The sequence below is a fragment of the Leisingera sp. SS27 genome (assembly GCF_028368855.1).
Taxonomy (GTDB): domain Bacteria; phylum Pseudomonadota; class Alphaproteobacteria; order Rhodobacterales; family Rhodobacteraceae; genus Leisingera.
On the sequence record NZ_JAQNCY010000003.1, the window covers coordinates 174,353 to 198,734 of the forward strand.

19 protein-coding genes are annotated in these 24,382 nt (G+C 63.7%); 13 read left to right on the forward strand and 6 right to left on the reverse strand.

Annotated elements, in window-relative coordinates; all coding sequences use genetic code 11:
- The first annotated feature begins 7 nt into the window (after window positions 1–7).
- On the forward strand, window positions 8–1,831 hold the full coding sequence (locus N6L27_RS08825) for a BCCT family transporter (RefSeq protein ID WP_271906876.1): 1,824 nt from the start codon (window positions 8–10) through the stop codon (window positions 1,829–1,831).
- A gap of 183 nt (window positions 1,832–2,014) precedes the next feature.
- On the opposite strand, the gene katG is transcribed toward N6L27_RS08825, so the two are convergent.
- A complete protein-coding gene (gene katG, locus N6L27_RS08830; protein WP_271906877.1) occupies window positions 2,015–4,216 on the reverse strand; it encodes a catalase/peroxidase HPI in 2,202 nt (733 codons plus the stop codon).
- A gap of 207 nt (window positions 4,217–4,423) precedes the next feature.
- Between katG and N6L27_RS08835 the strand changes: the two genes are divergently transcribed.
- From N6L27_RS08835 to N6L27_RS08850, 4 genes are all read left to right on the forward strand, one after another.
- Window positions 4,424–5,341 (forward strand): LysR substrate-binding domain-containing protein, encoded by a 918-nt coding sequence (locus tag N6L27_RS08835; protein WP_271906878.1) that lies wholly within the window; start codon window positions 4,424–4,426, stop codon window positions 5,339–5,341.
- 188 nt (window positions 5,342–5,529) lie between these two features.
- Complete coding sequence (locus N6L27_RS08840) at window positions 5,530–6,591, forward strand: Hint domain-containing protein (RefSeq protein ID WP_271906879.1); 1,062 nt, start codon at window positions 5,530–5,532, stop codon at window positions 6,589–6,591.
- A 216-nt stretch (window positions 6,592–6,807) separates the two neighbouring features.
- On the forward strand, window positions 6,808–7,428 hold the full coding sequence (rpsD, locus tag N6L27_RS08845; RefSeq protein ID WP_271906880.1) for a 30S ribosomal protein S4: 621 nt from the start codon (window positions 6,808–6,810) through the stop codon (window positions 7,426–7,428).
- Between the two features lie 163 nt (window positions 7,429–7,591).
- The gene (locus N6L27_RS08850; RefSeq protein WP_271906881.1) at window positions 7,592–8,164 is read left to right on the forward strand and encodes a PA14 domain-containing protein; all 573 of its coding nucleotides are present in this window, start codon (window positions 7,592–7,594) and stop codon (window positions 8,162–8,164) included.
- Between the two features lie 43 nt (window positions 8,165–8,207).
- Here the strand turns inward: N6L27_RS08850 and N6L27_RS08855 are convergent, their stop codons facing one another.
- A complete protein-coding gene (locus tag N6L27_RS08855; protein WP_271906882.1) occupies window positions 8,208–8,669 on the reverse strand; it encodes an Lrp/AsnC family transcriptional regulator in 462 nt (153 codons plus the stop codon).
- A 104-nt stretch (window positions 8,670–8,773) separates the two neighbouring features.
- Between N6L27_RS08855 and N6L27_RS08860 the strand changes: the two genes are divergently transcribed.
- From N6L27_RS08860 to N6L27_RS08880, 5 genes are all read left to right on the forward strand, one after another.
- Entirely contained in the window at window positions 8,774–10,198 is a 1,425-nt protein-coding gene (locus N6L27_RS08860; protein ID WP_271906883.1) for an aminotransferase class V-fold PLP-dependent enzyme, read from the forward strand.
- Window positions 10,199–10,368: 170 nt separating this feature from the next.
- On the forward strand, window positions 10,369–12,015 hold the full coding sequence (locus N6L27_RS08865; protein ID WP_271906884.1) for a peptidoglycan-binding protein: 1,647 nt from the start codon (window positions 10,369–10,371) through the stop codon (window positions 12,013–12,015).
- Between the two features lie 122 nt (window positions 12,016–12,137).
- Window positions 12,138–13,223: a histidinol-phosphate transaminase gene (gene hisC / locus N6L27_RS08870; RefSeq protein WP_271906885.1), complete on the forward strand. Its 1,086-nt coding sequence runs from the start codon at window positions 12,138–12,140 to the stop codon at window positions 13,221–13,223.
- On the forward strand, window positions 13,220–14,140 hold the full coding sequence (locus N6L27_RS08875) for a prephenate/arogenate dehydrogenase family protein (protein WP_271906886.1): 921 nt from the start codon (window positions 13,220–13,222) through the stop codon (window positions 14,138–14,140). The genes hisC and N6L27_RS08875 overlap by 4 nt, the downstream gene beginning before the upstream one ends.
- Window positions 14,137–14,955 (forward strand): extensin-like domain-containing protein, encoded by an 819-nt coding sequence (locus N6L27_RS08880; RefSeq protein WP_271906887.1) that lies wholly within the window; start codon window positions 14,137–14,139, stop codon window positions 14,953–14,955. The genes N6L27_RS08875 and N6L27_RS08880 overlap by 4 nt, the downstream gene beginning before the upstream one ends.
- Window positions 14,956–15,064: 109 nt before the next feature.
- On the opposite strand, the gene N6L27_RS08885 is transcribed toward N6L27_RS08880, so the two are convergent.
- Window positions 15,065–16,063 (reverse strand): DUF2125 domain-containing protein, encoded by a 999-nt coding sequence (locus N6L27_RS08885; RefSeq protein ID WP_271906888.1) that lies wholly within the window; start codon window positions 16,061–16,063, stop codon window positions 15,065–15,067.
- Between the two features lie 67 nt (window positions 16,064–16,130).
- On the opposite strand from N6L27_RS08885, the gene N6L27_RS08890 reads away from it, so the two are divergent.
- From N6L27_RS08890 to N6L27_RS08900, 3 genes are all read left to right on the forward strand, one after another.
- Complete coding sequence (locus N6L27_RS08890) at window positions 16,131–16,661, forward strand: gamma-glutamylcyclotransferase (protein WP_271906889.1); 531 nt, start codon at window positions 16,131–16,133, stop codon at window positions 16,659–16,661.
- A gap of 77 nt (window positions 16,662–16,738) precedes the next feature.
- Window positions 16,739–17,929, forward strand: a complete 1,191-nt coding sequence (locus tag N6L27_RS08895; protein WP_271906890.1) for a biopolymer transporter ExbB — start codon at window positions 16,739–16,741, stop codon at window positions 17,927–17,929.
- Window positions 17,930–17,932: 3 nt separating this feature from the next.
- A complete protein-coding gene (locus N6L27_RS08900) occupies window positions 17,933–19,774 on the forward strand; it encodes a peptidoglycan -binding protein (protein WP_271906891.1) in 1,842 nt (613 codons plus the stop codon).
- Between the two features lie 331 nt (window positions 19,775–20,105).
- Here N6L27_RS08900 and N6L27_RS08905 read toward each other — a convergent pair whose 3' ends face one another.
- The 3 genes from N6L27_RS08905 to gloB form a co-directional block, all read right to left on the reverse strand.
- A complete protein-coding gene (locus tag N6L27_RS08905) occupies window positions 20,106–21,077 on the reverse strand; it encodes a M23 family metallopeptidase (RefSeq protein ID WP_271906892.1) in 972 nt (323 codons plus the stop codon).
- Window positions 21,077–23,401 carry an ATP-dependent Clp protease ATP-binding subunit ClpA gene (gene clpA, locus N6L27_RS08910; protein ID WP_271906893.1) on the reverse strand — a complete coding sequence of 775 codons (2,325 nt, stop codon included), beginning with the start codon at window positions 23,399–23,401 and terminating at the stop codon, window positions 21,077–21,079. Before clpA ends, N6L27_RS08905 begins: the two co-directional genes overlap by 1 nt.
- A 176-nt stretch (window positions 23,402–23,577) precedes the next feature.
- Complete coding sequence (gloB, locus tag N6L27_RS08915; RefSeq protein WP_271906894.1) at window positions 23,578–24,351, reverse strand: hydroxyacylglutathione hydrolase; 774 nt, start codon at window positions 24,349–24,351, stop codon at window positions 23,578–23,580.
- Window positions 24,352–24,382: the final 31 nt, after the last annotated feature.

The following is a 24,382-nucleotide window of genomic DNA, read 5'->3' on the forward strand; positions in this document are numbered from 1 at the left end:
GAAACGCATGTCAATAAAACAACCTTTTACGGATCTGGAGATCAAGACCTCCGACGAGGGCTTCTACAAGGGGCACAGCGTCGAGATCGCCTTGCTCAGCAAGGGGATCATGGTCGCCCTGGTTCTTTGGGCACTGGTCTGGCCGGCAAACGCTACTGGCGTGCTGGGCAGCCTCAACTGGCGTATTCTTGAGGATTTCAACGCCTTCTACATCGTCATCGTCGGTTTCTTCGCCTTTTTCCTGTTTGTGGTCGCCGCATTGCCGCAAACCGGTAAGCGGATCATGGGGGGACCGGGCCAAGGCAAGGAATTCTCGGATTTCTCGTGGTTCTCGATGATGTTCGGCGCCGGTCTGGGCGTCGGCCTGATGGTCTTCGCAACCGCTGAGCCGCTGGGCCTGTGGGGTTCCAACCCCGTGGTTCTGGCGCAGGAAGTGGCCGGAAACACCGAAGAAGCGGTACAGTCCGGCTTCCGCTACACCTTCCTGCACTACGGCTTTCACGCCTGGGCTATCTATGTGGTGACCGGCCTGTCGCTGGCCTACTACGCCTATACCCGTGACATGCCGCTGACCATCCGCACTGCGCTGACTCCGCTGTTCGGTAAGCTGATGAACGGTTTCCTGGGTCACGTCGTTGACGTGCTGGGTGTTGTCGCCACCATCCTGGGTGTCTCCGTGACTATCGGCTTCGGTGTGTCCCAGTTCGTGGACGGCGCCTATGCCATCACCGGCATGGAGTGGATGATGGACATGAGCGGCGATGCACCGGCACCGGGCACCGTTGGCCTGCTGGCCGGCCTGTTCGCAATCATGGGTCTGTCGATCATCTCGGCTGTGTCCGGCGTTGGCCGCGGCGTGAAGTATCTGTCGAACCTGAACCTGGTTCTGTCGATCATCCTGCTGCTGACCTTCGTGGTCTTCGGTTCCTTCATGTTCGCCATGACCACCTATGCGTCCGCCTTCGTGGACTACATCCTGCACTTCACCTCGCTGAGCTTCGGCGCCTATGGCCCGCAGTCGGCAGCTGACTTCGCAGCAGCCCTTCCGGCGGATGCCGCACCCTACGCAGATGCTCTGCGCGGCGGTGCAACCAATGCCTGGGGTTCCTTCGATGGCTTCAAGTCCGGCCTGGAAGGCGAAGCTGCTGCTCTGTCCGACGACGTTCTGGCAGCAACCTATGCAGCCGGTGAAGCACAGCGCCAGTTCGGCTGGCAGGCTGGCTGGACCACCTTCTACTGGGCCTGGTGGATTGCTTTCTCGCCCTTCGTCGGCCTGTTCCTGGCACGCATTTCCCGTGGCCGTTCGGTGCGTGAGTTCATCGTGGGCTGCGTGTTCGCACCGGCGCTGGTCTGCTTTGCCTGGATGACCATCCTGGGCGGCACTGCCATCGACCTGGAACTGACCGGCGGCGCCGAAGGCGCAATCATCGGCGCATCGAACACCGCCAAGCTGTTCGTGACCCTGGGCCAGATGATCGACGGCGGCCTGCTGTCCGGCATCACCATCATGTGCGTTGTGCTGATCATGACCTTTCTGGTCACCTCGGCAGACTCCGGCATCCTGGTGATGAACACCATCATGTCCGGCGGCGACCAGAACATCGGCAACAAGCACAAGATCGTTTGGGGCCTGATCCTGACCGCCGTGATCGGCACCCTGCTGTTCGCAGGCAAGCAGAACGGCGGAGCCGATCCGATGGAAGCGCTGAAAAGCGCGATGATCATCGGCGCGCTGCCCTTCACCATGGTCATGGGCCTGATGTGCGTGTCCCTGGCCAAGGCGCTGTTCCGCGACGGCCAGCGTGAAAAGGCTGCGGCTCCGGCCGAATGAACAAAACACCGGGCAGCGCTGCCGCGCTTGCCCGGCCGTTTTCGAACCGCCCCTGATGGGGTTGAGAAGCCGGAGGAAAGATCCTCCGGCTTCTTTTATTGCCGTGCAGCGGCGGGCTGGAACACCGCGCACAAAAAGGCGCCCCGGATATCCGGGGCGCCTCTATGCTTTGCCTTTGGCGGTTTATGCCGTCAGGTCGAACCGGTCGGCGTTCATCACCTTGACCCAGGCCGCCACAAAGTCGCGGACAAAGGCCGCGGCGCCGTCATCCTGGGCATAGACCTCCGCCAGCGCCCGCAGCTGCGAGTTAGAGCCAAACACCAGATCCGCGCGGGTGCCGGTCCACTTGACCGCGCCGCTGGCCCGGTCGCGGCCCTCATAGGTGCCGTCGCCCGCCGGCTTCCACTCCACCCCCATATCGGTGATGCCGGTGAAAAAGTCTGTGCTCAGTACGCCAACCCGGTCGGTGAAAACACCATGCTTGGAGCCGCCGTGATTGGCGCCCAGCACCCGCAGCCCCCCGATCAGAGCGGTCATCTCCGGCGCGCCAAGGGTCAGCAGCTGCGCCCGGTCCACCAGCATCTTTTCGGCCGGGACGCTGTACTCCGCCTTCTGGTAGTTGCGGAACCCATCGGCCTCCGGCTCCAGTACCGCAAAGCCCTCGACGTCGGTCTGTTCCTGCGAGGCATCGGTGCGTCCGGGGGTAAAGGGCACCTCCACCGGATGGCCAGCCGCCTTGGCGGCTTCCTCGACACCAGCACAGCCCGCCAGCACGATCAGATCAGCCATCGACACCTTCTTGCCGCCGGACGCATTGGTGTTGAAGCCGCTCTGCACCTGCTCCAGCGCCTTGAGCACATTGGCCAGCTTGGCGGGTTCGTTGACCTCCCAATCCTTCTGCGGCGCCAGCCGGATACGGCTGCCATTGGCACCGCCGCGCATGTCGGAGCCGCGGAAAGTCGAAGCCGAGGCCCAGGCCGTGGCAACCAGTTCTGAAACCGGAAGCCCGGTATCAAGGATTGCCGCTTTCAGCTGCGAAACATCCTGCGCATTGACCAATGCGTGATCAGCGGCCGGCAGGGGGTCCTGCCAGATCAGGTCTTCGGCAGGCACGTCGGCTCCCAGGTAGCGCGACTTCGGCCCCATGTCGCGGTGGCACAGTTTGAACCATGCACGGGCAAAGGCATCGGCGAATTTCTCCGGGTTGGCATGGAAATCGCGCGAGATCTTCTCGTATTCCGGGTCCATCCGCAGCGACAGGTCGGCGGTTGTCATCATCGGGGCATGGCGTTTGCTGGGATCATGGGCATCCACCACCATGTGCTCAGGCTTTACGTCCTGTGCTTCCCACTGCTGAGCGCCTGCCGGGCTTTTGACCAGCTTCCACTCATAGCCGAACAGCACGTCGAAATAACCCATGTCCCAGGTGGTCGGGTTCGGCTTCCACGCGCCTTCGATACCCGAAGTGGTGGCGTCTCCCCCTTTGCCGGTGCCATGCGCATTGGCCCAGCCAAAGCCCATCTGCTCCATTGCGCCTGCTTCCGGCTCGGCGCCCACCAGTTCCGGATCGCCTGCGCCATGCGCCTTACCAAAGGTATGGCCGCCTGCCACCAGTGCCACGGTTTCCTCGTCGTTCATGCCCATCCGCGCAAAGGTGTCGCGCACGTCAAGGCCTGACGCCACCGGGTCCGGATTGCCGTTCGGCCCTTCCGGGTTCACGTAGATCAGGCCCATCTGCACTGCGGCCAGCGGGTTCTCCAGATCTCGGTCGCCGGAATAGCGCTTGTCGCCCAGCCACTCGGTCTCGGTGCCCCAATAGATGTCTTCCTCCGGCGCCCAGATATCCTCGCGGCCGCCGCCAAAGCCGAACACCGGCCCGCCCATCGATTCAATGGCGCAGTTGCCCGCCAGGATCATCAGATCCGCCCAGGAGATCTTGTTGCCGTATTTCTGCTTGATGGGCCACAGCAGGCGGCGCGCCTTGTCCAGGTTGCCGTTGTCCGGCCAGGAGTTCACCGGCGCGAACCGCTGGTTGCCTGTGCCTCCGCCGCCGCGCCCGTCGGCGGTGCGGTAGGTGCCGGCACTGTGCCAGGCCATGCGGATGAACAGGCCGCCGTAATGGCCATAGTCGGCCGGCCACCAGTCCTGGCTGTCGGTCATCAGCGCAAACAGGTCCTTCTTCACCGCTTCCAGGTCAAGCTTCTTGAATTCTTCGGCATAGTTGAAATCAGCACCCATCGGGTTCGATTTGGCTGAATTCTGATGCAGGATCTTCAGGTTCAGCTGGTTCGGCCACCAATCCTGATTCGAGGTGCCGCCGGCGTCGGTATTCAGCGCCGCGCCGTGCATCACCGGGCATTTTCCTGCGGGGGTATTTCCGTCCATTTCCATCTCCGATCGTGGCTTCAATTGTTTGAACTGCGATGTGGGGAAGCAACCCGGAACCAATCCGACAGCCTGAGTCCCGCCTGGAAATGCAAGCGGGTCACAGGCTGCCTGTGCCGGGTCTCCCTGTCTTTCTGATCATGAGGCTAGCAGGGAAAAGTCATTGGGATAAGTTGCATTTATTCATCGCTCTGATAATCAATTCCTATGATAAACGTGACCCTTCGCCAGATGCGCTACTTCGAGGCGCTGGCCCTGCACCGCCATTTCGGACGCGCGGCCGATGCCTGCGCGGTGTCTCAGCCAGCTTTGTCTGTTCAGATCAAGGAGTTGGAGGAGGCACTGGGCGTGCAGCTGGTGGAACGCGGAGCCCGACAGGTGCGGCTCACCAGCCTGGGCGAGGATCTGGCCGCCCGCGTGCGCGGCATTCTGCGCTCGGTGGATGAGCTGGGCGAGCTGGCGCGGGCCTCGCGTGACGGGCTGGCAGGGCGGCTGCGCATCGGGGTGATTCCCACCATTGCACCCTATTTGCTGCCCTCCATCGTGGGTACGCTCACCCGCCAGTACCCCGAGGCCGACATCCGCGTCCGCGAAACGGTGACGCCCAAGCTGCTGGAGGAGCTGGGGGAGGGGCGGCTTGACACGGCCATCGTCGCACTGCCGGTGTCTGAGCCATCCTATGAAGAGGTGCCGCTGTTTGCTGAGGACTTTGTTCTGGTGCGCCCGGGAGAAGATGCCGGCACGCCGGTTCCGGGTCCCGAAGGCTTGCGCGAGATGCGCCTCCTGCTGCTGGAGGAGGGGCATTGCTTCCGCGATCAGGCGCTCTCCTTCTGCAACATGCAGTCCGCCGCCCCGCGGGAACTCTTGGACGGCAGCTCCCTGTCAACTCTGGTGCAGATGGTCAGCGCCGGGATCGGTGTGACGCTGATCCCGGAAATGGCGGTGCCGGTGGAAACCCGCTCGGCGGAAGTGTCGGTTGCCCGTTTCCGCGACCCGCAACCCTCGCGCACCATCGGCATGATCTGGCGCCGCAGCAACCCGCTGGCACGGCAGCTGATGCAGGTGGCAGAGGTGGTCCGCCAGGCTGCGGACGGGTTGCGGTCCAGCTATGCGCCGATGGGCTGACGTAAGGTTCGCAGTGCTGCGCTCGGGCTGCCCTGCAGGCGGCTTGCCGCCTGAGACGTCCCGGATGCATTGGAAATGGTGCCTATAGAGCACGCTCACAGGCATATTGGCGGCCCACTGTTTCCAGGCGCGCGCCGCATTGTTAATGTTTCGTTAATAATTAAAAGACGAAGCAGGCATACAGGCAGATGAAGACGGGCTTTCGTGGCACGTTTGTTATTTCCTGGTCGCAAACCGAGATCGACGGCCTTCCGGCTGCGCCCATGGACGCACTTGATGCGGGGGCGGCGTGGTCCTGGCACGGAGATGCCGTGCAGGTGGATGGGCCTGCAGGGCTTTTGCGGCTGGATGGGGCAAACGGCGAGGCAGAATTGCGCCGCCGGGCGGCACGTTCGGTGCGCCGGCTGGTGGGGGCTGCGGTGCAGAACAGGACCGATCTCGCGGCGGTCGAGTTCGACGAGCCTCTGATGGACAGCTGGTTTGTTGTCACCAATGGGGTGCAAAGCTTCACGGCTACGGTGATAGAGACGGGGCCGGGCCAGAACCCGCTATTGATGTTTGTTGATCAGCTGCCGCCGCGCCGCACCGACCTGTGGGTCGTGCACCACGTGCTTGGCGCCGCCGGGACAGCCCGTCCAGGTGGCGAAGCCGGGGTCATCTGCTTTACACCCGGCACGCGGATTGCAACCCCTGACGGGCCGCAGCCGGTGGAGCAGCTGCGCGAAGGCGGCAAGGTTCAGACACGGGACAATGGCGTGCAGGAAATCCTCTGGATCGGATCCCGCCGGATCAGCGGCGCACGGCTGTACGTCATGCCGCAGTTGCGGCCAGTCCGCATTCAGGCGGGGGCCTTGGGTATTGACCGGCCGGAGCGGGAACTGCTGGTCTCCCCTGATCACCGGATGCTGCTGCGCGGTGCCGGAGTGCGGGCACTGTTCAACACCCCCGAGGTACTGGTTGCTGCCGGTGATCTGGTCAATGGCTCCACCATCCAGCCCGACACCTCCGTGCGCGAAGTCACCTATATCCACCTGATGCTGGCCAGTCACCAGGTGCTCTGGGCCAACGGAGTGGAAACGGAGAGCTTCCATCCTTCCAACGCGTCGCTGACTGCACTGAGCGGGCCTGACAGGGATCGCCTGTTCCGGCTGCAGCCGGAGCTGGAGCATAGTCCGCAGGCCTATGGCGCCCATGCGCGCCGCAACCTCAGCGCCACCGAAGCGGCGATTCTGAGGCATGAAGCAGCCTGAAGCCTTTTTCCGGCAAGGCCGGGATGCTATTTCGCGGCCGAGGCCGCGGTTCGACGCAGATTTCCGGCCGAAGACCCCTTCACAGTGTTGACTCTGCCCCATCCCCCTATATAAGCGCGGCTTCATTGGTGTTGGTGGCCCCCGCAAGGGGATCCCTGTCATGCCGAAAGGCAAGAGGACAACGCCCTTCGAAACCACATACGAAGGAGATCAGCCGTGACCAAACGCACGTCTGCCAAGTACAAAATCGACCGCCGCATGGGCGAAAACATCTGGGGCCGCCCGAAGTCCCCGGTCAACCGCCGCGACTACGGCCCGGGCCAGCACGGCCAGCGCCGCAAGGGCAAACTGTCCGACTTCGGCATCCAGCTGCGCGCCAAGCAGAAGCTCAAGGGCTACTACGGCGACCTGACCGAAAAGCAGTTCCGCCGCATCTACGGCGAAGCCGAGCGCGTCAAGGGCGACACCGGTGAAAACCTGATCGGCCTGCTGGAACGCCGCCTGGATGCGGTTGTTTACCGCGCCAAGTTCGTGCCGACCGTGTTCGCGGCCCGTCAGTTCGTGAACCACGGCCACGTCCTGGTCAACGGCAAGCGCGTGAACATCCCCTCCTACCGCGTCAAAGAAGGCGACGTGATCGAGGTTCGCGACAAATCCAAGCAGATGGTTGCTGTTCTGGAAGCCGTCCAGCTGGCTGAGCGCGATGTGCCGGATTACATCGAAGCCGACCACTCCAAGATGACCGCAACCTTCGTGCGCACCCCGGCTCTGGGCGACGTGCCGTACCCGGTTGTGATGGAACCGAACCTGGTCGTCGAATTCTACGCCAAGAACTAAGCCTGCTGCCCACCGGGGCATCTGGCGGAAGGGCTGTCCTCGCGGGCAGCCCTTTTTCTTTGGCGCGCCGGCCCTGCCGGGTGCCCGCGGCAAGTGTTTTCAAAATCGGTGGCCCGCTGGGGCCGTTGGGTCTATCCTGATCCAAAACATCAGGGAGTGACCAATGAAGATCTTGATGAAAGCCGCCGCCGCGGCAATGTTCGCGGTACTGGCTGCGTCGGCCAGCGCCGCACCGCTGAAACTCGCGCCGGCGAACCCGCAGCCCTCCGGCATCAAGCCCGGCCTGGCGGTGGTTTACGCCTATCCGCAGGATGTGAAGACACTGGCCGAAGCCTCCTCTGCGCTGAAAATCAGCAGCGAACCGGGCCGTCCGATCGCCGGGCTGGACAACCGCGATACGGAGGAGGGGCAGAACACGCTGACCGCCAAACGGCCGATGCATGTGGCGGCCCGTATCACTGGCTATGTCAAGCTCGACACCCCGGGTGTCCACAATATCGACTTCCTGACCAACGACGGGCTGCTGGCCAGGATCGGCGGACAGGTTGTGGGTGAGTACGACGGCCGCCAGTCCTGCGACAGCACCATCGTCACCCAGGTCGAGGTGCCCTCGGCCGGATGGTACCCGGTCGATATCCTCTATTTCCAGCGCCTTGGCACCGCCTGCCTGCACATGCGCATGGGCCCGGATGGTAAACGGCCGAAATGGATGAAAGACAGCGCCTTCGGGCACTGACGGCCTTGCCGCGGGGCAGGGGGCTAAACCCCTGCCAGCTTCCTTACAAGGGCAGCGGGCGTCCCTCGGCGATGGCCTCCATCGCGAAATAGGAGGTTACGCTGTCCAGCTCCACGCCGGCGATCAGCCGCTGATAAACCTTGTCATAGCTGGCCATGTCCTCGGTCACCACTTTCAGCTGATAGTCGTAGTCACCGCCTATGCGGTGGAAATCCACCACTTCGGGAATAGTCAGCACATGGCGGCGGAATTTTTGCAGCCAGTCTGCCGAATGATGCCGGGTGCGCAGCAGCACGAACACCACCAGATCCAGCCCCAGCTGCTTGCGGTCCAGCCGTGCGGTGGAGCCCTTCAGCAGTCCGCTTTCATTCAGCGCTTTCAGCCGCCGCCAGCAGGCGTTCTGCGACAGTCCCACCTGGTCTGCCAGTTCCCGCTGCGACAGGCTGGCATCCTGCTGCAGGGCGCGCAGGATGGCTCGGTCAATATTGTCTGCATTTTTGCTCATGGAGCAATCATATGACACAAAGATTTAGTAATCCACTCAGTAATTGATAAGGTTTTCGCGCTAGAAGTCGTTCATCATGCCTCTACAGATTTTGGAGGCGCGACATGACCCTGGCATCATTCAAACAGACAATCCGGCAAGCCGCACAGGACGGAACCCTTGGCCGCAGCGTGATTGGCGATGGCGTGATGATCCCCGGCCTCAATGGTGATGTGCCATTGATCTATGCCGATTACGTCGCCTCCGGCCGCGCCCTGCGCCAGGTGGAGGACTTCGTGGCAGGCCAGGTGCTGCCCTTCTACGCCAACTCCCATACTGAGGCATCCTATTGCGGCACCCAGATGACCCGGCTGCGCCGCGAGGCACGCGGGGAAATCGCCCGCATCACCGGCGCCACCGCAGAGGACGCGGTGATCTTCACCGGCTCGGGCGCCACCGCGGGTCTCAACCGTTTGGTCAGCCTGTTCGGCGTCAATGAGGCAGCCCGCCCGGTGGTCTTCATCGGCCCGTACGAGCATCACTCCAACATCCTGCCCTGGCGTGAAAGCAAGGCGGAGGTTGTTGAAATTCCCGAGGCTGCAGAAGGCGGCCCGGACCTGGCGGTACTGGAGCTGGCGCTCAAGCAGCACGCGGACAGCGATCTGAAAATCGGCAGCTTCGCTGCCGCCTCCAATGTGACCGGCATCGTCACTGATCCCGACCCCATCTGCCGCCTGCTGCATGCGCATGGCGCGCTGGCGGTCTGGGATTACGCCGGCGGCGGCCCCTATTTGCCTATCGACATGGGGCAGGGCGGCGCTGCGCGGAAAGACGCCGTCGTTGTCTCTCCGCACAAGTTCCCAGGCGGCCCCGGCGCTTCCGGCGTGCTGATCGTCAACCAGACCGCAGTGCGCCGCCGCTGCCCGTCCTGGCCCGGCGGCGGCACCGTCAGCTTCGTCTCGCCCTGGCGGCATGAATACAGCGAGGACCTGGCCGCCCGCGAGGAGGCCGGCACTCCTAACGTGATCGGCGACATCCGCGCGGCCCTGGCGTTTCTGGTCAAGGAAGCCGTCGGCCAGGAGCAGATCGAAGCCCGCGAGGCGAAATTCGCGCAGATGGCCTGGCAGGGCTGGTCTGCCAACCCGCGCCTGCGCGTCCTCGGCCACCGGGAGGCGCACCGGCTGCCGATCTTCTCCTTTCTGGTCTCCGACGGCGATGGAAACCCGGTGCACCAGCAGCTGTTCACCCGCATGCTGAGCGATATCTGCGGCATTCAGGCCCGCGGCGGCTGCGCCTGTGCAGGCCCTTATGCGCACCGCCTGCTGGGCATCAACCAGCCTGAATCAGAAGCCCTGTTTGCTGATCTGCAGGCAGGCGAGGAAATGAAGAAACCCGGCTGGGTGCGCCTTAACTTTTCCTACCTGATGGAGGAGGAGACAGCGCAATACATCATTGACTGCGTCAATGAGCTGTCGATGAAGGCAGGGGAGTTTGCGTCCCGCTACAATGCTGACCCGGCAACCGCGCGGTTCAAGTCCCAGGCAGCCTGAAACAATCGCAACGGGTGCTTTCCTGCATAAGGGAAGCACGTCACATATTCGTGATATGTAGGTGCCGTCTTCAGTCATTTAAAGGGGGAATGTGTCACCCAAATCCCCCGCGACGCACCGCTTAGGCCATGTCAGGCTTCCAACAGTAGTTATTTTGTTGGAGCAATGTCATGGCTCTCAAGCTTTCCGCCCCTGTTGGCGACAAGAAACGGATTACCAAGCCGGACCCGAAAACCGGCGAAAGCAAATTTAAACCGGTCAAGAACGCCCCGGCAGATGTCGAACTTGTGCGCCTGATGCTCAAGGCGAACGGCTATTCGATCGAGGTCAGCACTAAATGCGATTCCGGTCTGATCAGCACCATCAAGGATTTCCAGAAGAAGAAGCTGGGGTTCAGAAAGCCTGACGGCATCGTTGATCCCGGCATGCGCACCTGGAACGCGGGCCTGCCCAAACTGGCGGCGATGCATGCAGCCGACACCAAGGTCGAACGGGTTGAGGTCGTCGAGAACGGCAAGACCAAGCTGATCACGGTGGCAGAGTTTGAGGCCGGACAGGAGGAGCTGCGCCGCAAGCTTCTGGCCAAGGCCGAAATGATGTACGGCCAGGCGGAATGCTGGGTGGATTTCTGCAACGACGTTGAAAGCACCCGGCAGGGCAACGAAACCTTCCTGAATGCGCTGACCGAATTTGCCGTCAGCATGGTCAACGACAAGACCGATCCGCCCTGGACCCCGATCCTGAATGCGCGGTCTGAGGCAAGCTTCCTCAAGACACTGACCAGCAAGAAAAAACCGGACTGGAAAAAGGTCTACAAGCAGGATGTGAAAGCCTCCAAAGCCTATAACACCGGCGGCAAGGCCTTCAAAAAGTTCATTGACCAACGGATCGCTACGGCCGGCGGCATCGTCTGGAAGCTTGAAGTGGTGCGTGAGGTCTCTTTTGCCGTGGTCGAAACCTACATGACCGCGCGCCTTGTCGCGACCAAGGGCATGTCGCCCGCCAAGGCCCACGCCATTGCCGCCGCAAGCACCGAAGCGCTGAAATCCAGCGCAGGCCAGCTGGGCGAGCACCTGGCGGGCAACAACGTGACCTGGGACGGTGCCGCCAAGAAGGTCTTCATCGACAGCTTCATCGCAGGCCTGGCAGGTGCCGCCGGCGGCAAGCTGACCGCCAAGCTGTCAGCAGGCCTTGCCGATGATCTGGCCAAGGCCGCAGCATCCAGGCTGTCACGCGAGATGCCCAAAAAGGCCGTCAAAGCCTTCTTTGAGAAGTTCCTGAAATCCAAGGCTGGCGAGGCCATGGTGACAGAAGCGCTCAAGGAGACCATCGGTCTGGCAAAGCCACTGATTGAAAAGGGCCGCCCGCCCAACACCAAGGAGATCAAGGAAAGCATTGCCAAGATCCTGACCGCGGGCATCATGTCCGCAGGCGCAGGCAAGGCGCTGGAGAAATTCTCCTCCGGCTTCACCGGGGCTGCCGAGAAATTCCTCAAGACCAAATTGGCCCCTGCCGCCATGGAGGGCGCGGTCAAGAAGGATCTCATCGCCAAATACGGCACCAAGGCGACAGAGGACTTCATCAAGCTGCACGGCGACGCTGTCTATGGCGAGATCGCCAAGCAGATCTCGGGCAAGACGCTCAGCAAATATGCCGGCGAGGCGCTGAACGGGGCCGATGGCTCGCAATCGGCCTCGACCATGCAGAAACAGGCCAACGAGGCGATGCGCAAGGATATGGAACTGCGCAAGCAGATCCAGAAGATCATCATGGCAGAGGCCAAACGGAAAATGCCCAAGTCTGCATCTGCGCATTAACGCGAACATGCGGCCGGGGCAGGCTGCTGCTGGGGGGCGGCAGCATGGGGGAAGCGTCATCTTGGTGCTTCCCCGCCAGCGTTTGGGCCGTTATGACGGGTTGGAATTAAGGAGCCCGTATTATGACCCAACTCACACCGCAGCCCGGTATCATGGACATCGCTCTGTATCAGGGCGGGGCTGCCCATGTGAAAGGGGTGAGCAATGTTGTGAAGCTCTCCTCGAACGAGAACCCGCTTGGCCCCAGCCCGCGCGCTGTTCAGGCGATGCAGGACGCGGCGGCGAATATGCACCGCTATCCCGGCTCGGATCACGCGGCGCTGCGGCAGGCGATCGGCGAGGTGCACGGGCTGGATCCGGAGCAGATCATCTGCGGCGCCGGCAGCGACGAGATTATCGCCTTCCTTTGCCAGGCCTATGCCGGCCCGGGGGATGAGGTGCTTTACACCGAACACGGCTTTGCGATGTACCGGATCAGCGCGCTGGCTGCCGGCGCTACCCCGGTGGAGGTGAAGGAGCGCGAGCGTGTTACAGACGTGGATGCGCTGCTGGCAGGCTGCACCTCCAGGACCAAGCTGGTGTTCATCGCCAACCCCAACAACCCGACTGGCACCATGATCAGCGAGGCCGAGGTGGCCCGGCTGGCCGATGGCATCCCCGCGGGCGCGCTGCTGGTGCTGGACGGCGCCTATGCGGAATATGTCGAGGGTTTTGATGCCGGCGCGGCCATCATTGCCTCCCGCAGCAACGTTTTCATGACCCGCACCTTCTCCAAGATCTACGGTTTAGGCGGCGCCCGGATCGGCTGGGGCTATGGTCCCAGGGAAATCATCAACGTGCTGAACCGGGTGCGCGGCCCCTTCAACGTCTCCAGCACCGCGCTGGCGGGGGCAGAGGCGTCGGTACGCGACACGGATTACGTGGACCACTGCCGCGCTGAGAATGCCAGGTGGCGCGCCTGGCTGGCCAATGCGCTGGCGGAGTTGGGTGTGCCGTCTGACGTCTCCAGCACCAACTTTATTCTGGCCCGCTTTTCCAGCCAGGCGGAGGCGGAGGCCTGCGATCTTTACCTGCAGGCGCAGGGTCTGATTGTGCGCCGGGTGGCGGGCTACAACCTGCCCACCGCGTTGCGTATCACCATCGGCGACGAGGACTCCTGCCGCCGTATTGCGCAAGGTGTCAAAGCGTTCAAAGAGGGCAAGGCATGAGCGAGCAAGTGTATGGCCGCGTCGCGCTGATCGGCCTGGGCCTGATTGCATCCTCGATGTTCTGGGCGATGAAACGCGCAGGCCTTGCAGGCGAGGTCACCGGTTATGCCCGCAGCGCGGAAACCCGCGAAACCGCCCGCCGCATCGGCCTGTGCGACCGCGTGTGCGACAGTGCGCGCGAGGCGGTGCAGGACGCCGATCTGATTGTGCTTTGCGTCCCCGTTGGCGCCATGGGGCCGGTGATGGAAGACATCGCACCAGTGCTGAAAACCGGCGCGACCGTTTCGGACGTCGGTTCGGTCAAACGCCATGTGATCGAGGCGGTGCAGCCGCACATCCCCGAAAGTGTGCATTTCGTGCCTGCCCACCCGCTGGCAGGGACTGAGCATTCCGGCCCCGAATCCGGCTTTGCCGAACTGTTCGACAACCGCTGGTCGCTGCTGGTCCCGGTCGAAGGCACCGACCCCGAGGCAACTGCCCGCCTGCGCGCCCTGTGGGAAGGCATGGGCGCCAATGTCGATGAGATGGACGCAGACCATCACGATCTGGTGCTGGCGGTCACCTCCCACACGCCGCACCTGATTGCCTACACGATGGTGGGCGTCGCCGACGACTTGCGCCGGGTGACAGACAGCGAAGTGATCAAGTATTCCGCCGCCGGTTTCCGCGACTTCACCCGCATCGCCGCCTCGGATCCCACCATGTGGCGCGACGTGTTCCTGACCAACAAGGACGCGACCCTGGAAATCCTGGGGCGCTTCACCGAAGAGCTGTTTGCCCTGCAGCGCGCCATCCGCACCGGCGACGGCGACCACCTGCACGACTATTTCACCCGCACCCGCGCCATCCGCCGCGGCATTATCGAAGCAGGCCAGGACACGGACGCGCCGGACTTCGGCCGGGGGCAGAGGAAATGATGCGTACGGGCGTGCTGATCCTGGCTGCCGCGTTCGGCGGGGCAGCTCTGGCCTCGACACCGGATGCCTCGATGGAGCCGCCCGCACGTCCGGTATCGGACGCGCGCCTTGAAGCCGCGGCAGCGCCGCTGCCCGGCATGCGCCCGGTCTCCCGTCCGCAATCGGAGCAGCGCCTTGCAGCAGCCTCCCGGCCTGCGGACCTGCCGCTGCTGGCCCCCGGTGCATCCTTGCAGCCTTTTGCACGCCCGGACAGCCTGGCAGAACAAGTGCTGTTCAAACGCCGCCAGCGCCGCAAGGGCTCGGTCTGCGGTGACATCGACATCCAGGGGGACGATGTGGGCCATGTCTCCGGCACGCTGCCCGGCTGCGGGGCCAAGGACGCGGTGCGGGTGCGCGAGATCGCCGGGGTGCGCCTCAGCCAAGCCTCGCTGATGACCTGCAACACCGCCCGCGCCCTGAAGACCTGGATCAACCGCGAGGTCGAAACCGCCTTTGGCCGCGGAAACAAGGTGGTGTCTTTGCGCGTCGCCGCCCATTACGCCTGCCGCACTCGCAACAACCGCCCTGGCGCCAAGATCTCGGAACATGGCAAAGGCCGGGCCATCGACATCTCAGGCTTCACCCTTGCCAGCGGTGAGACCGTCACCGTGCTGCACGGCTGGCAGAACCGCAAGACCCGAAAGAAACTGAAAAAGATCTGGCGTGCCGCCTGCGGCCCCTTCGGAACCGTACTGGGACCTGAGGCCGACCGCTATCACAAGGATCACTTCCACCTCGATGTGGCCCGCCACCGCGGCGGATCCTATTGCCGCTGAGACCCCGGGCGGCAATCCGGGATCCCCTGTTCATCTGGCCCCAAATATCTCGGTGCGCGAGGCAGAGCCTCGCAAGAAATTTCCGGATGGATACAAACCAGCGTGCGGCCTAGCGGATGATCAGCCGTGGCGCATGGCCCAGCGGCAACGGGCCAAGCGTGACATACCCGTCCGCAAATCCCAGCGTGATATCCAGGTTGCGCGGGTTTCCGCTGGCCTCTGCCAGCAGGCCCAGCACCCGTTCCACCGTGCCGCGCAGCGCCGGGGCCAGGGCGCCGCTGCGTTCGGCCATCAGCACCAGCCCGCGCCAGTTTTCCGCCTGCAGCGCAATCTCGCCCTCCGGCAGACCCTGTTCATCCACCGTCAGCGCGCCAGTGGCCTTGAGGCGCAGGTCGCCCCAGCGGGCATCGGCCAGTTTCAGATCGATCCGGCGCGGCTGCGGCCGCCGTTGCTCCAGTGCGGAGCGGTCCCAGGGTGCGTCAAAGGCAACCGCCATCTCAAGCGCCAGCGTGTCGAAACGCTCCGGCAGCGGCGCGCTGGCCGCCAAGAGCCGCCGCCAGGCCGCCCGCGGGGCAAACTCCCGGACATCTGCAGTGATCCGGTATGCTTCCGGGATCTTCGACTGAACTGCCCGCAGATCCAGCGCCGCCCCGCTCAGCACCGTCTCGCCGCCGCGGGCAATCTGCCAGCTGTCTGCAACAGCGGCCATCTGCTCCAGCTCGAGTGCAGCACCGGGTTTCAGATGCAGGCTGGCCTGCAGCTCCTCCGCGGTGATCACAGCGGTCTGGTCATAGTAGGAAAGCCGCTGCGCCGTCGCCGGGAAATGCAGGTCCAGATGCCCGGGCCAGGCTGCCGGGCTCAACAGCTCCAGCCAGTCCGCCCGCCAGGCAGTGCCGGAGCGCAGATCCGCCAGGGCAGGGCGGCTGATCCGGGTCTGGTGCCGGAACGGATAGCCCTGTGTCTCCAGGCCTGCATGTTCTGCCTGCCAGCCGCGGTTCTCCTGTCGTTCGAACCAGGCGGCAATGCCGCTCTTCAGCCCCCATGCGGCCGCTGCCCAATACAGGCTCCACAGCAGCAGGGCCGCAATCAGCAGTTTTGCCAGGCGCATCGCATAGCCTCTTTTGTCCGGGTCAGGATTGCTGTTTATAGGGAGGGCACGGAAAGGGCCAGATGACATGACAATGTGGGTTTTCGGATACGGATCACTTCTTTGGAACCCCGGTTTCCCGGTGGCCCGGCGCGAGGTCGCGGTGCTGCACGGTTATGCCCGCTCCTTCTGCATGTCCTCGATCCACCACCGCGGCAGCGAGGAAAAGCCCGGCCTGGTGCTTGCGCTGGATGCCGTCCAAGACGCCCATTGCAAGGGCATTGCCCTGGCGGTTGAGGCGGGTCACGAGGAACAGACCCTGGCAGAGCTGCGGGAGCGCGAGCTGATCTCCTCGGCCTATCTGGAGCGCGACCTGGCGGTCGAACTGGCGGATGGCTCCATGGTCACCGCCGTCACCTACGTGATCGACCCGCATCATGTGCAGTATTGCGGCGGCCTCAGCCTGGAGGATCAGGCCCAGATCATCGCCCATGCCGTGGGCGGCCGCGGGCCCAACACCGAATACCTCTATAACACGGCGGAGCACCTGGCCGAGATCGGCCTGCATGACAGCGATCTGGACTGGCTGGCAAGCCGGGTGCGGGAAATCACCGCATAAAGCCTTGGCGGTTCTGACACTTTGCTTATAGGCTGCGTGGCAACACGAGCAGACAAAAGTGTCAGGAGCCACAGGAAATGGCGCAGCCAGACCGCAAGACCCGGCCGCAGTTCTCCCAGCCGGTGCGGCAGATCATCATGATGCTGATCGCGCTGGGGCTATCGGGGTTTGGCGCCTTTGTGGCGCTGCCGCGGGTGCTGCCGGTGTTCCAGGCCAATCCTTGGCTCAACGGGTTCATCGTCTTTGTCTTTGTGATCGGGGTGCTGGCTTGCTTCTGGCAGGTGGTGCAGCTGATCGGCTCGGTGCGCTGGATCGAACGCTTTGCCGGCGGCGACAATCAGGAGCACCGCCGCCCGCCATCTATTCTGGCGCCTCTGGCCTCGCTCCTGGGCTCGCGCAGCGCCCGGATGCAGCTGGGCTCGGCCTCCACCCGCTCCATACTGGACTCGGTGGCCAGCCGTATTGACGAAGACCGGGAAATCACCCGGTATATCGTCAACCTTCTGATTTTCCTGGGCCTTCTCGGCACGTTCTATGGCCTTGCCACCACCGTTCCCGCCGTCGTCGACACCATCCGCAGCCTGGCGCCGCAGGAGGGCGAAGAAGGCCTGTCGGTTTTCAACCGCCTGATGACAGGTCTTGAGGCGCAACTGGGCGGCATGGGCGTGGCCTTCGCCTCCTCGCTGCTAGGCCTTGCCGGATCGCTGATCGTCGGCCTGCTGGAGCTGTTCGCAGGCCACGGCCAGAACCGCTTTTACCGCGAGCTGGAGGAATGGCTTTCCTCCATCACCCGCGTCAGCTTCTCCTCAGGCGAGGAGGGCGCCAGCGACAGCGGCGTGGTCTCCCAGGTGCTCGACACCATGGCAGAGCAGATGGAGATGCTGCAGGAAATGTTTGTCGAGACCGCCGAGGGCCGCGCAGCAGTGGACCAGCGGCTGACAGAGCTGGTGGAAACCATTCAGGAAATGAACCGCCGCCAGGATCAGACCGGCACCATCACCGCGGCACTGGACCGGGTTGCGGTAGGGCAGGAGGCGCTGACCGAGATCCTGCGCGCGCAGGGAGAGCACGGCGGCATCGACGCCGAAAGCCGGATGCGGCTGCGCTCGATCGACGTGCAGATGCTGCGCATCCTCGAAGAAATCTCCGCAGGCCGCCAGGAGAGTCTGGCCGAACTGCGCAAGGATATCGACCTGATGATCAAGGCCTTCGCGCGTCCGCGCGGACTGTCCCGCGGCGGTCTGCCGGACCGGGGCCCGGGGGAGTAACCGATGGCCCTTTCCCGGCGTACAGGACAGCGGTTCCAGGCCTCGATCTGGCCCGGCTTCGTCGATGCGATGACCGGGCTGCTGCTGGTTCTGATGTTTGTGCTGACCATCTTCATGGTGGTGCAATTCGTGCTGCGCGAAACCATCACCGGACAGGAAAGCCAGCTGGATGAACTCTCCGCCGAGGTCCGCGCACTGGCCTCAGCACTGGGGCTGGAGGAACGCGAGAACAGCCGGCTGAATGCCCGGCTGGGGGCATTGACCTCGACCCTCAATACGGCGGAACAGGATCTGGCACAGGCCCGCAGCCTGATCACTTCGCTGACGGCTGAGCGCGACCGCCAGGCCGGCGAGCTGGCCGAGGCCGCCAGCCGCATCACCAGTTTCGAGGCCCAAGTGGCGGCTCTGATCGCCAGCCGCGACGCCGCCCAGGCGCGGGTTGCGGATCTGGACGCCGAACGTGAAAACCTCGAGGCAGCCCGCGCCGCACTGCTGAGCGAGCAGGACGCCCTGAACCTCGCACTGGCCCAGGCCCGCGGCGAAATCGACGCTCAGGCTGAAGCAGCCCGGCTGGCGGCGGCCGAGCGTGAGGCAATGGAGGCGCTGATCGCCAGCCTTGAGATGGAGCAAGCCGCGAAAACTGAAGAAATCGCGGGCCTGCAGGAGCAACTGAATGCGGAGGAAACAGCCCGCTTGCTGGAGGCCGCAGCCGCCGAAGCCTTGCGCGAAAAACTGCAGTCGGCAGATGCGGAACTCACTGCCATGACCTTGGCCTTGGAGGCGCAGCGGCAGCAGGCGGAGGACACCCTGACCCTGCTGGCCGCGGCAGAGGCAGCGCGAAAGCAGCTGGATGCGAAGCTCTCTGAACTGGAAACCGCACGTGCAGGCTCAGACGCTGAGGCCGGGCGGCTGGCAGCTGAACTGGCCGCGGCCAAGGCAGCTCTGGCCGCGGCGGAAACCCAGTCGGAAGACCTGGATGTCCTGCGCCAGCGCCTGCTCGCCGCACTGACCGCGCAGGAGACCGCAGAAGCCAGCGCCGCTGAGCAGCTGACCCGGGCCGAAGAACGCGCCGCCTTGCTGGCGCAGGCGCGGGACGCGCTGTCGCAAGAGCAGGCCGTGTCAGAAGAGGCCCGCCGCGAAACCGCTCTGCTCAATCAGCAGGTCGCGGCCTTGCGCGAACAGCTGGGCGGATTGCAGGCCATCCTCGACGACTACCAGGCCCGCGACGCGGCGCAGCAGGTGCAGTTGCAGAACCTGGGCCAGGACCTGAACGCGGCCCTGGCCCGCGCGGCATCTGAGGAACGCAAGCGGCGGCTACTGGAAGAGCAGGAGCGCAAGCGGCTGGAGGCCGAAGCGGAGGCGCTCACCGCCAAGGCACAGGACCTGGAACGCTACCGCTCAGAGTTCTTCGGGCGCCTGCGCGATCTGCTGGGCACGCAGGAGGGCGTCCGCATCCAGGGCGACCGCTTTGTCTTTGCCTCCGAGGTGCTGTTCCCGCCCGGCAGCGCCACCCTGTCGCCTGCGGGCCGGGTGGAGATCGCCAAGGTGGTGTCGATCCTTCAAAGCGTAGTTGCGGCGATCCCGCCGGAGATTAACTGGATCATCCGGGTGGACGGGCATACCGATAACACGCCGCTGGTCGGGCATTCGAAATTTGCCGACAACTGGGAGCTCAGCCAGGGCCGGGCGCTGTCTGTCGTGCGCTACATGGTCGAGGCGCTGGGCGTGCCGCCCTCACGGCTGGCGGCCAACGGCTTTGGCGAATACCAGCCGGTGAACCTGGCAGACACGCCGGAGGCGCGCGCGCAGAACCGCCGGATCGAGCTGAAATTCACAGAGAAATGAAGCGGTTAACCGCACTGGCAAACCAGCCTGTCAGGCCGTTTCCTGCCTGGTTCTGCCAGCCCGGCGGGTGGTGCGGGGTGCAACCCGCTTCACTAATGGAGACAAGCTACTAGTTACACACGGGTTGCGGCCCCGCCGGGCAGCAGGGCCAGATATAAACTATTGCGGATGCGGCATTTATCAAATCCAGCAGCCCGGCTTCCGTCTCAGCGCAGGCGCCGGGTGCTGGCGCGGGAGGCTCCCGCCCGGCGCCAATCCGCCCTGTAAGGGCGGCTGCGCCCGTTGGGCCATGCAGCCGCTGCGCGGCTGCAGAGCGGTTTCCCTGGCTGCGTTATTGGGCCGCGATGGTCATGCTGCGGGCGAAGCGGGCGATTTCCTGCCCGTCGCGCAGAAGCCGGGCCACGCCGGTATAGCTGCCCGCAGGCCACTGCCCGCCGCGCAGGCGCCGCCCCGCGGCACGAAAGAACTGCGCCTGGTTCTTTTGCAGCGCTTCGCTGTGGGAGACAAATTCGCCGCCGGGGCCGGTCACATTCAGCTCCATGAGGTCCCCGGCCTGGCCGCCATAGGCATAGGCCCAGAATACAAAGGCAGGCGCATCCGGCGGCAAAGGTGCCTCATCGGCGGTTCCGGTCTTGACGGATCCGTACTCCGGGATGGCGGTGCTGAAACCGGCACCCAGAACGCCGCCCGCCTGGTAGGGCGGCAGGCTGGCCCAAAGCGTCTCCTCCGGCTGGACGCCGCAGGTGTCCGCAGCCTCCGGGGAAAACGGATCCACGACCGCGCCGTCCTTCCTGACCGACAGATGCAGATGCGGGAACTGGGTCTTGCCCGAAAGGCCGACCTCGCCCAGCACATCGCCGGCTTTCACCTTCTGACCGTTTTCCACCAGGATCGAGCCGCGCTTCATGTGGCAGTACTGGGTCTCCCAGCCGCCGCCATGGCGCAGCACCACACCGTTGCCGCATTCCATCCCCTCGATGCTGGCGGCATTTTCAGCCGTGGCATACTGGTCCGCCATCGTGTTGCGGGTGCCCAGCACAACCCCGTCCGCTGCCGCACGCACCTGCACGCCGGCCTGCATGTCCGACAGATAGGGCAGGGCGATGTCGGTGCCCTTGTGCCCGTCATAGCTGAGCGTGCCGCAGGTGAAATCACGGGCACCCGGCCCGGGATCGCGGTCCACGAACTGCTGGATGTGACAGCTTTCGCCCAGGGTGCAGTCCAGCGGAAACTGCAAACGGAAATCGCCCGCCGCGGCAGGCGCGGCGAGCGATAGGGATACCGTCAGCGCTGCGAAGCGCATCAGTCCGCGGTCAGGAGCGGCGGCTTGTCGCCGGAAATGCGCGGCTTGCTCGGGCCTTCCAGACGCAGGTCCAGCTTGCCATCCTTGATGCCGACCTGGACCACGCCGCCCTTGGTCAGCTTGCCGAACAGCAGCTCTTCGGCCAGCGGTTTCTTGATGTGCTCCTGAATGACCCGGCCCAGGGGACGCGCGCCCATACGGTCGTCGTAACCCTTGTCGGCCAGCCATTCGGCAGCCTTGCGGGTCAGTTCGATCGAAACGTTGCGGTCCATCAGCTGCGCTTCCAGCTGCAGGACGAACTTCTCGACCACCTGCAGGATCACCTCTTTGCCCAGCGGCGCGAAGGAGATCACCGCATCCAGGCGATTGCGGAACTCCGGTGTGAAGGTGCGCTCAATTGCGGCGGTGTCCTCACCCTCGCGGCGGTCGCGGCCAAAGCCGATGGCGGCCTTCGCCATGTCCGAGGCGCCCGCGTTGGAGGTCATGATCAGGATCACATTGCGGAAGTTCACTGTGCGGCCGTTGTGGTCGGTCAGCTGGCCGTTGTCCATCACCTGCAAGAGGATGTTGTAGACGTCCGGGTGCGCCTTCTCGATCTCATCCAGCAGCAGCACGCAGTGCGGGTGCTGGTCGACACCATCCGTCAGCAGGCCGCCCTGGTCGAACCCGACATAGCCCGGCGGTGCGCCGATCAGGCGGGAAACCGCATGTTTCTCCATGTATTCCGACATGTCAAAGCGCAGAAGCTCCACCCCCAGCTGATCTGCCAGCTGTTTGGCAACCTCGGTCTTGCCGACACCGGTGGGGCCTGCAAACAGGTAGTTGCCGATGGGTTTTTCCGGTTCGCGCAGGCCGGCACGGGCCAGCTTGATAGCGCTCGACAGTGCGGTAATGGCATCGTCCTGGCCAAAGACCACGCGCTTCAGCGACTTCTCCAGATCCTTCAGCACCTCGGCGTCGTCCTTGGAGACGTTCTTGGGCGGGATACGGGCGATCTTGGCCACAACAGCTTCGATCTCCTTGACGCCGATGGTCTTGCGGCGCTTGCTCTCGATGATCAGATGCTGCGCGGCGCCGGCCTCGTCAATGACGTCGATGGCCTTGTCCGGCAGCTTGCGGTCATTGATATAGCGTGCCGACAGCTCCACTGCGGTCTTGATTGCATCGCCGGTGAACTTGATGCCGTGATGCTCCTCGAAATAAGGCTTCAGCCCTTTCAGGATCTCGATGGAATCTTCCACCGTCGGCTCGTTCACATCGATCTTCTGGAACCGGCGGGACAGCGCGCGGTCCTTCTCGAAATGCTGGCGGAACTCCTTGTAGGTGGTGGAGCCCATGGTGCGCAGCTTGCCGCCCTGCAGTGCAGGTTTCAGCAGGTTGGAGGCATCCATCGCGCCGCCGGAGGTGGCGCCGGCACCAATCACTGTGTGGATCTCGTCGATGAACAGCACCGCGTCCGGATGCTCTTCCAGTTCGGAGACCACAGCCTTCAGCCGTTCCTCGAAATCGCCGCGGTAGCGGGTGCCCGCCAGAAGCGCGCCCATGTCGAGCGAGTAGATGGTGGTTTCCGACAGGATTTCCGGGGTTTCACCCGAGACAATGCGGCGCGCCAGGCCTTCCGCGATGGCGGTCTTGCCGACACCGGGGTCGCCCACCAGCAGCGGGTTGTTCTTGCGGCGGCGGCACAGCACCTGGATGCAGCGCTCCACCTCATGGTCGCGGCCGATCAGCGGGTCGATATCGCCGTCGCGGGATTTGGCATTGAGGTCGACGCAGTATTTCGCCAGCGCCGACTCTTTCTTTTCGCCCTCGGGCGCGGCGGTCAGGTTGTCCTCTTCCTGCTCGGTCGCGCCGGTCACCGGACGGGATTCCCCGTAGGCCGGGTCCTTGGCAACGCCATGGGCAATGAAGTTCACCGCGTCATAGCGGGTCATCTCCTGATCCTGCAGGAAATAGGCGGCGTCGCTCTCGCGCTCGGCAAAGATGGCGACAAGCACATTCGCCCCCGTTACCTCAGTCCGTCCCGAACTCTGGACGTGGATCGCGGCGCGCTGGATCACGCGCTGGAAGGCTGCGGTCGGCACCGCCTCCGATCCGTCGATATCGGTCACAAGGTTGGCAAGATCCTCATCCACGAACTCGACCAGCGACGATCGCAATTCACTCAGGTCGACGCTGCAGGCGCGCATCACACGGGCCGCGTCGGGCTCATCGATCAGGGCCAGAAGCAGATGTTCCAGGGTTGCGAATTCATGACGGCGTTCATTCGCCAGCGCCAGCGCTGCGTGAATGGCCTGTTCCAGGGTGCTCGAGAATGAAGGCACGGGCGTGCTCCTCTGATCTTGGGTTGGCCGGTGGGGCGGTATTAACCAACCCCTCAGTTCAACCATGTGCTTATAAGGTTAGAGTTTGGTTGATAGAGCGCCGGCTTCAAGGTCTTTTCTTCATTTTGGGGTCACAATTATTTTCTCCCTGTTGCGCCCCGATACACTTGAATGGATCAGAAATTGTCCTTCCGCTTGCGGATTTCGGCGAAAACTTCTGACTCTTCAGCATCTTGCATGCCAAGATTGGCTCTCACAGCACTGTCACCGGCGCGCAGGAAGGGATTGGTGTCAAGTTCCAGCTGCAGCGAAGACGGTACCGTGGGCATGCCTTTTTCCCGGGCCTGTGCGATATCGCTCACCCGCGCCTGCAACGCCGGGTTGCCGGGATCCACGGTGACCGCAAAGGCACCGTTAGTCTGGGTGTATTCGTGTCCTGAATAAACCATAGTTTGCGGCGGCAGAACGGCAAGGCGCGACAGGCTGGCCCACATCTGCTGCGGCGTGCCCTCAAACAGCCGGCCGCACCCCAGCGCCATCAGGCTGTCGGCGGTGAACACGGCTTCGGCGCCGGGCAGGTAAAAGGCGATGTGGCCGACCGTATGGCCGGAGACATCCATCACCTGCACCTCTTCACCCAGCAAGGTGAAAGTGCTGCCATCCTCAACCGCCAAATCCAGTTCCGGCAGCCGGTGGGCATCGGTGGCCGCTCCGATGATTTTGGCACCAAATTCCATCTGGAGTTTGGCTGCACCGTCCACATGATCCCAATGGTGGTGGGTCAGCAGGATCCAGTCCAGCCCCCAGCCCCGTTCCGCCAGGGCGGCCCTGATGGCGCCAGCCTCGGGCGCATCCACCAGCGCGGTTTCGCCCGAGGCCGGATTATGGATCAAAAAGGCATAGTTATCCGACAGGCAGGGCAGGGTGATGATCTCAAGAGGCATGGTCATTCGCCTTTACATTGCTAAACTGCGCCCAGAT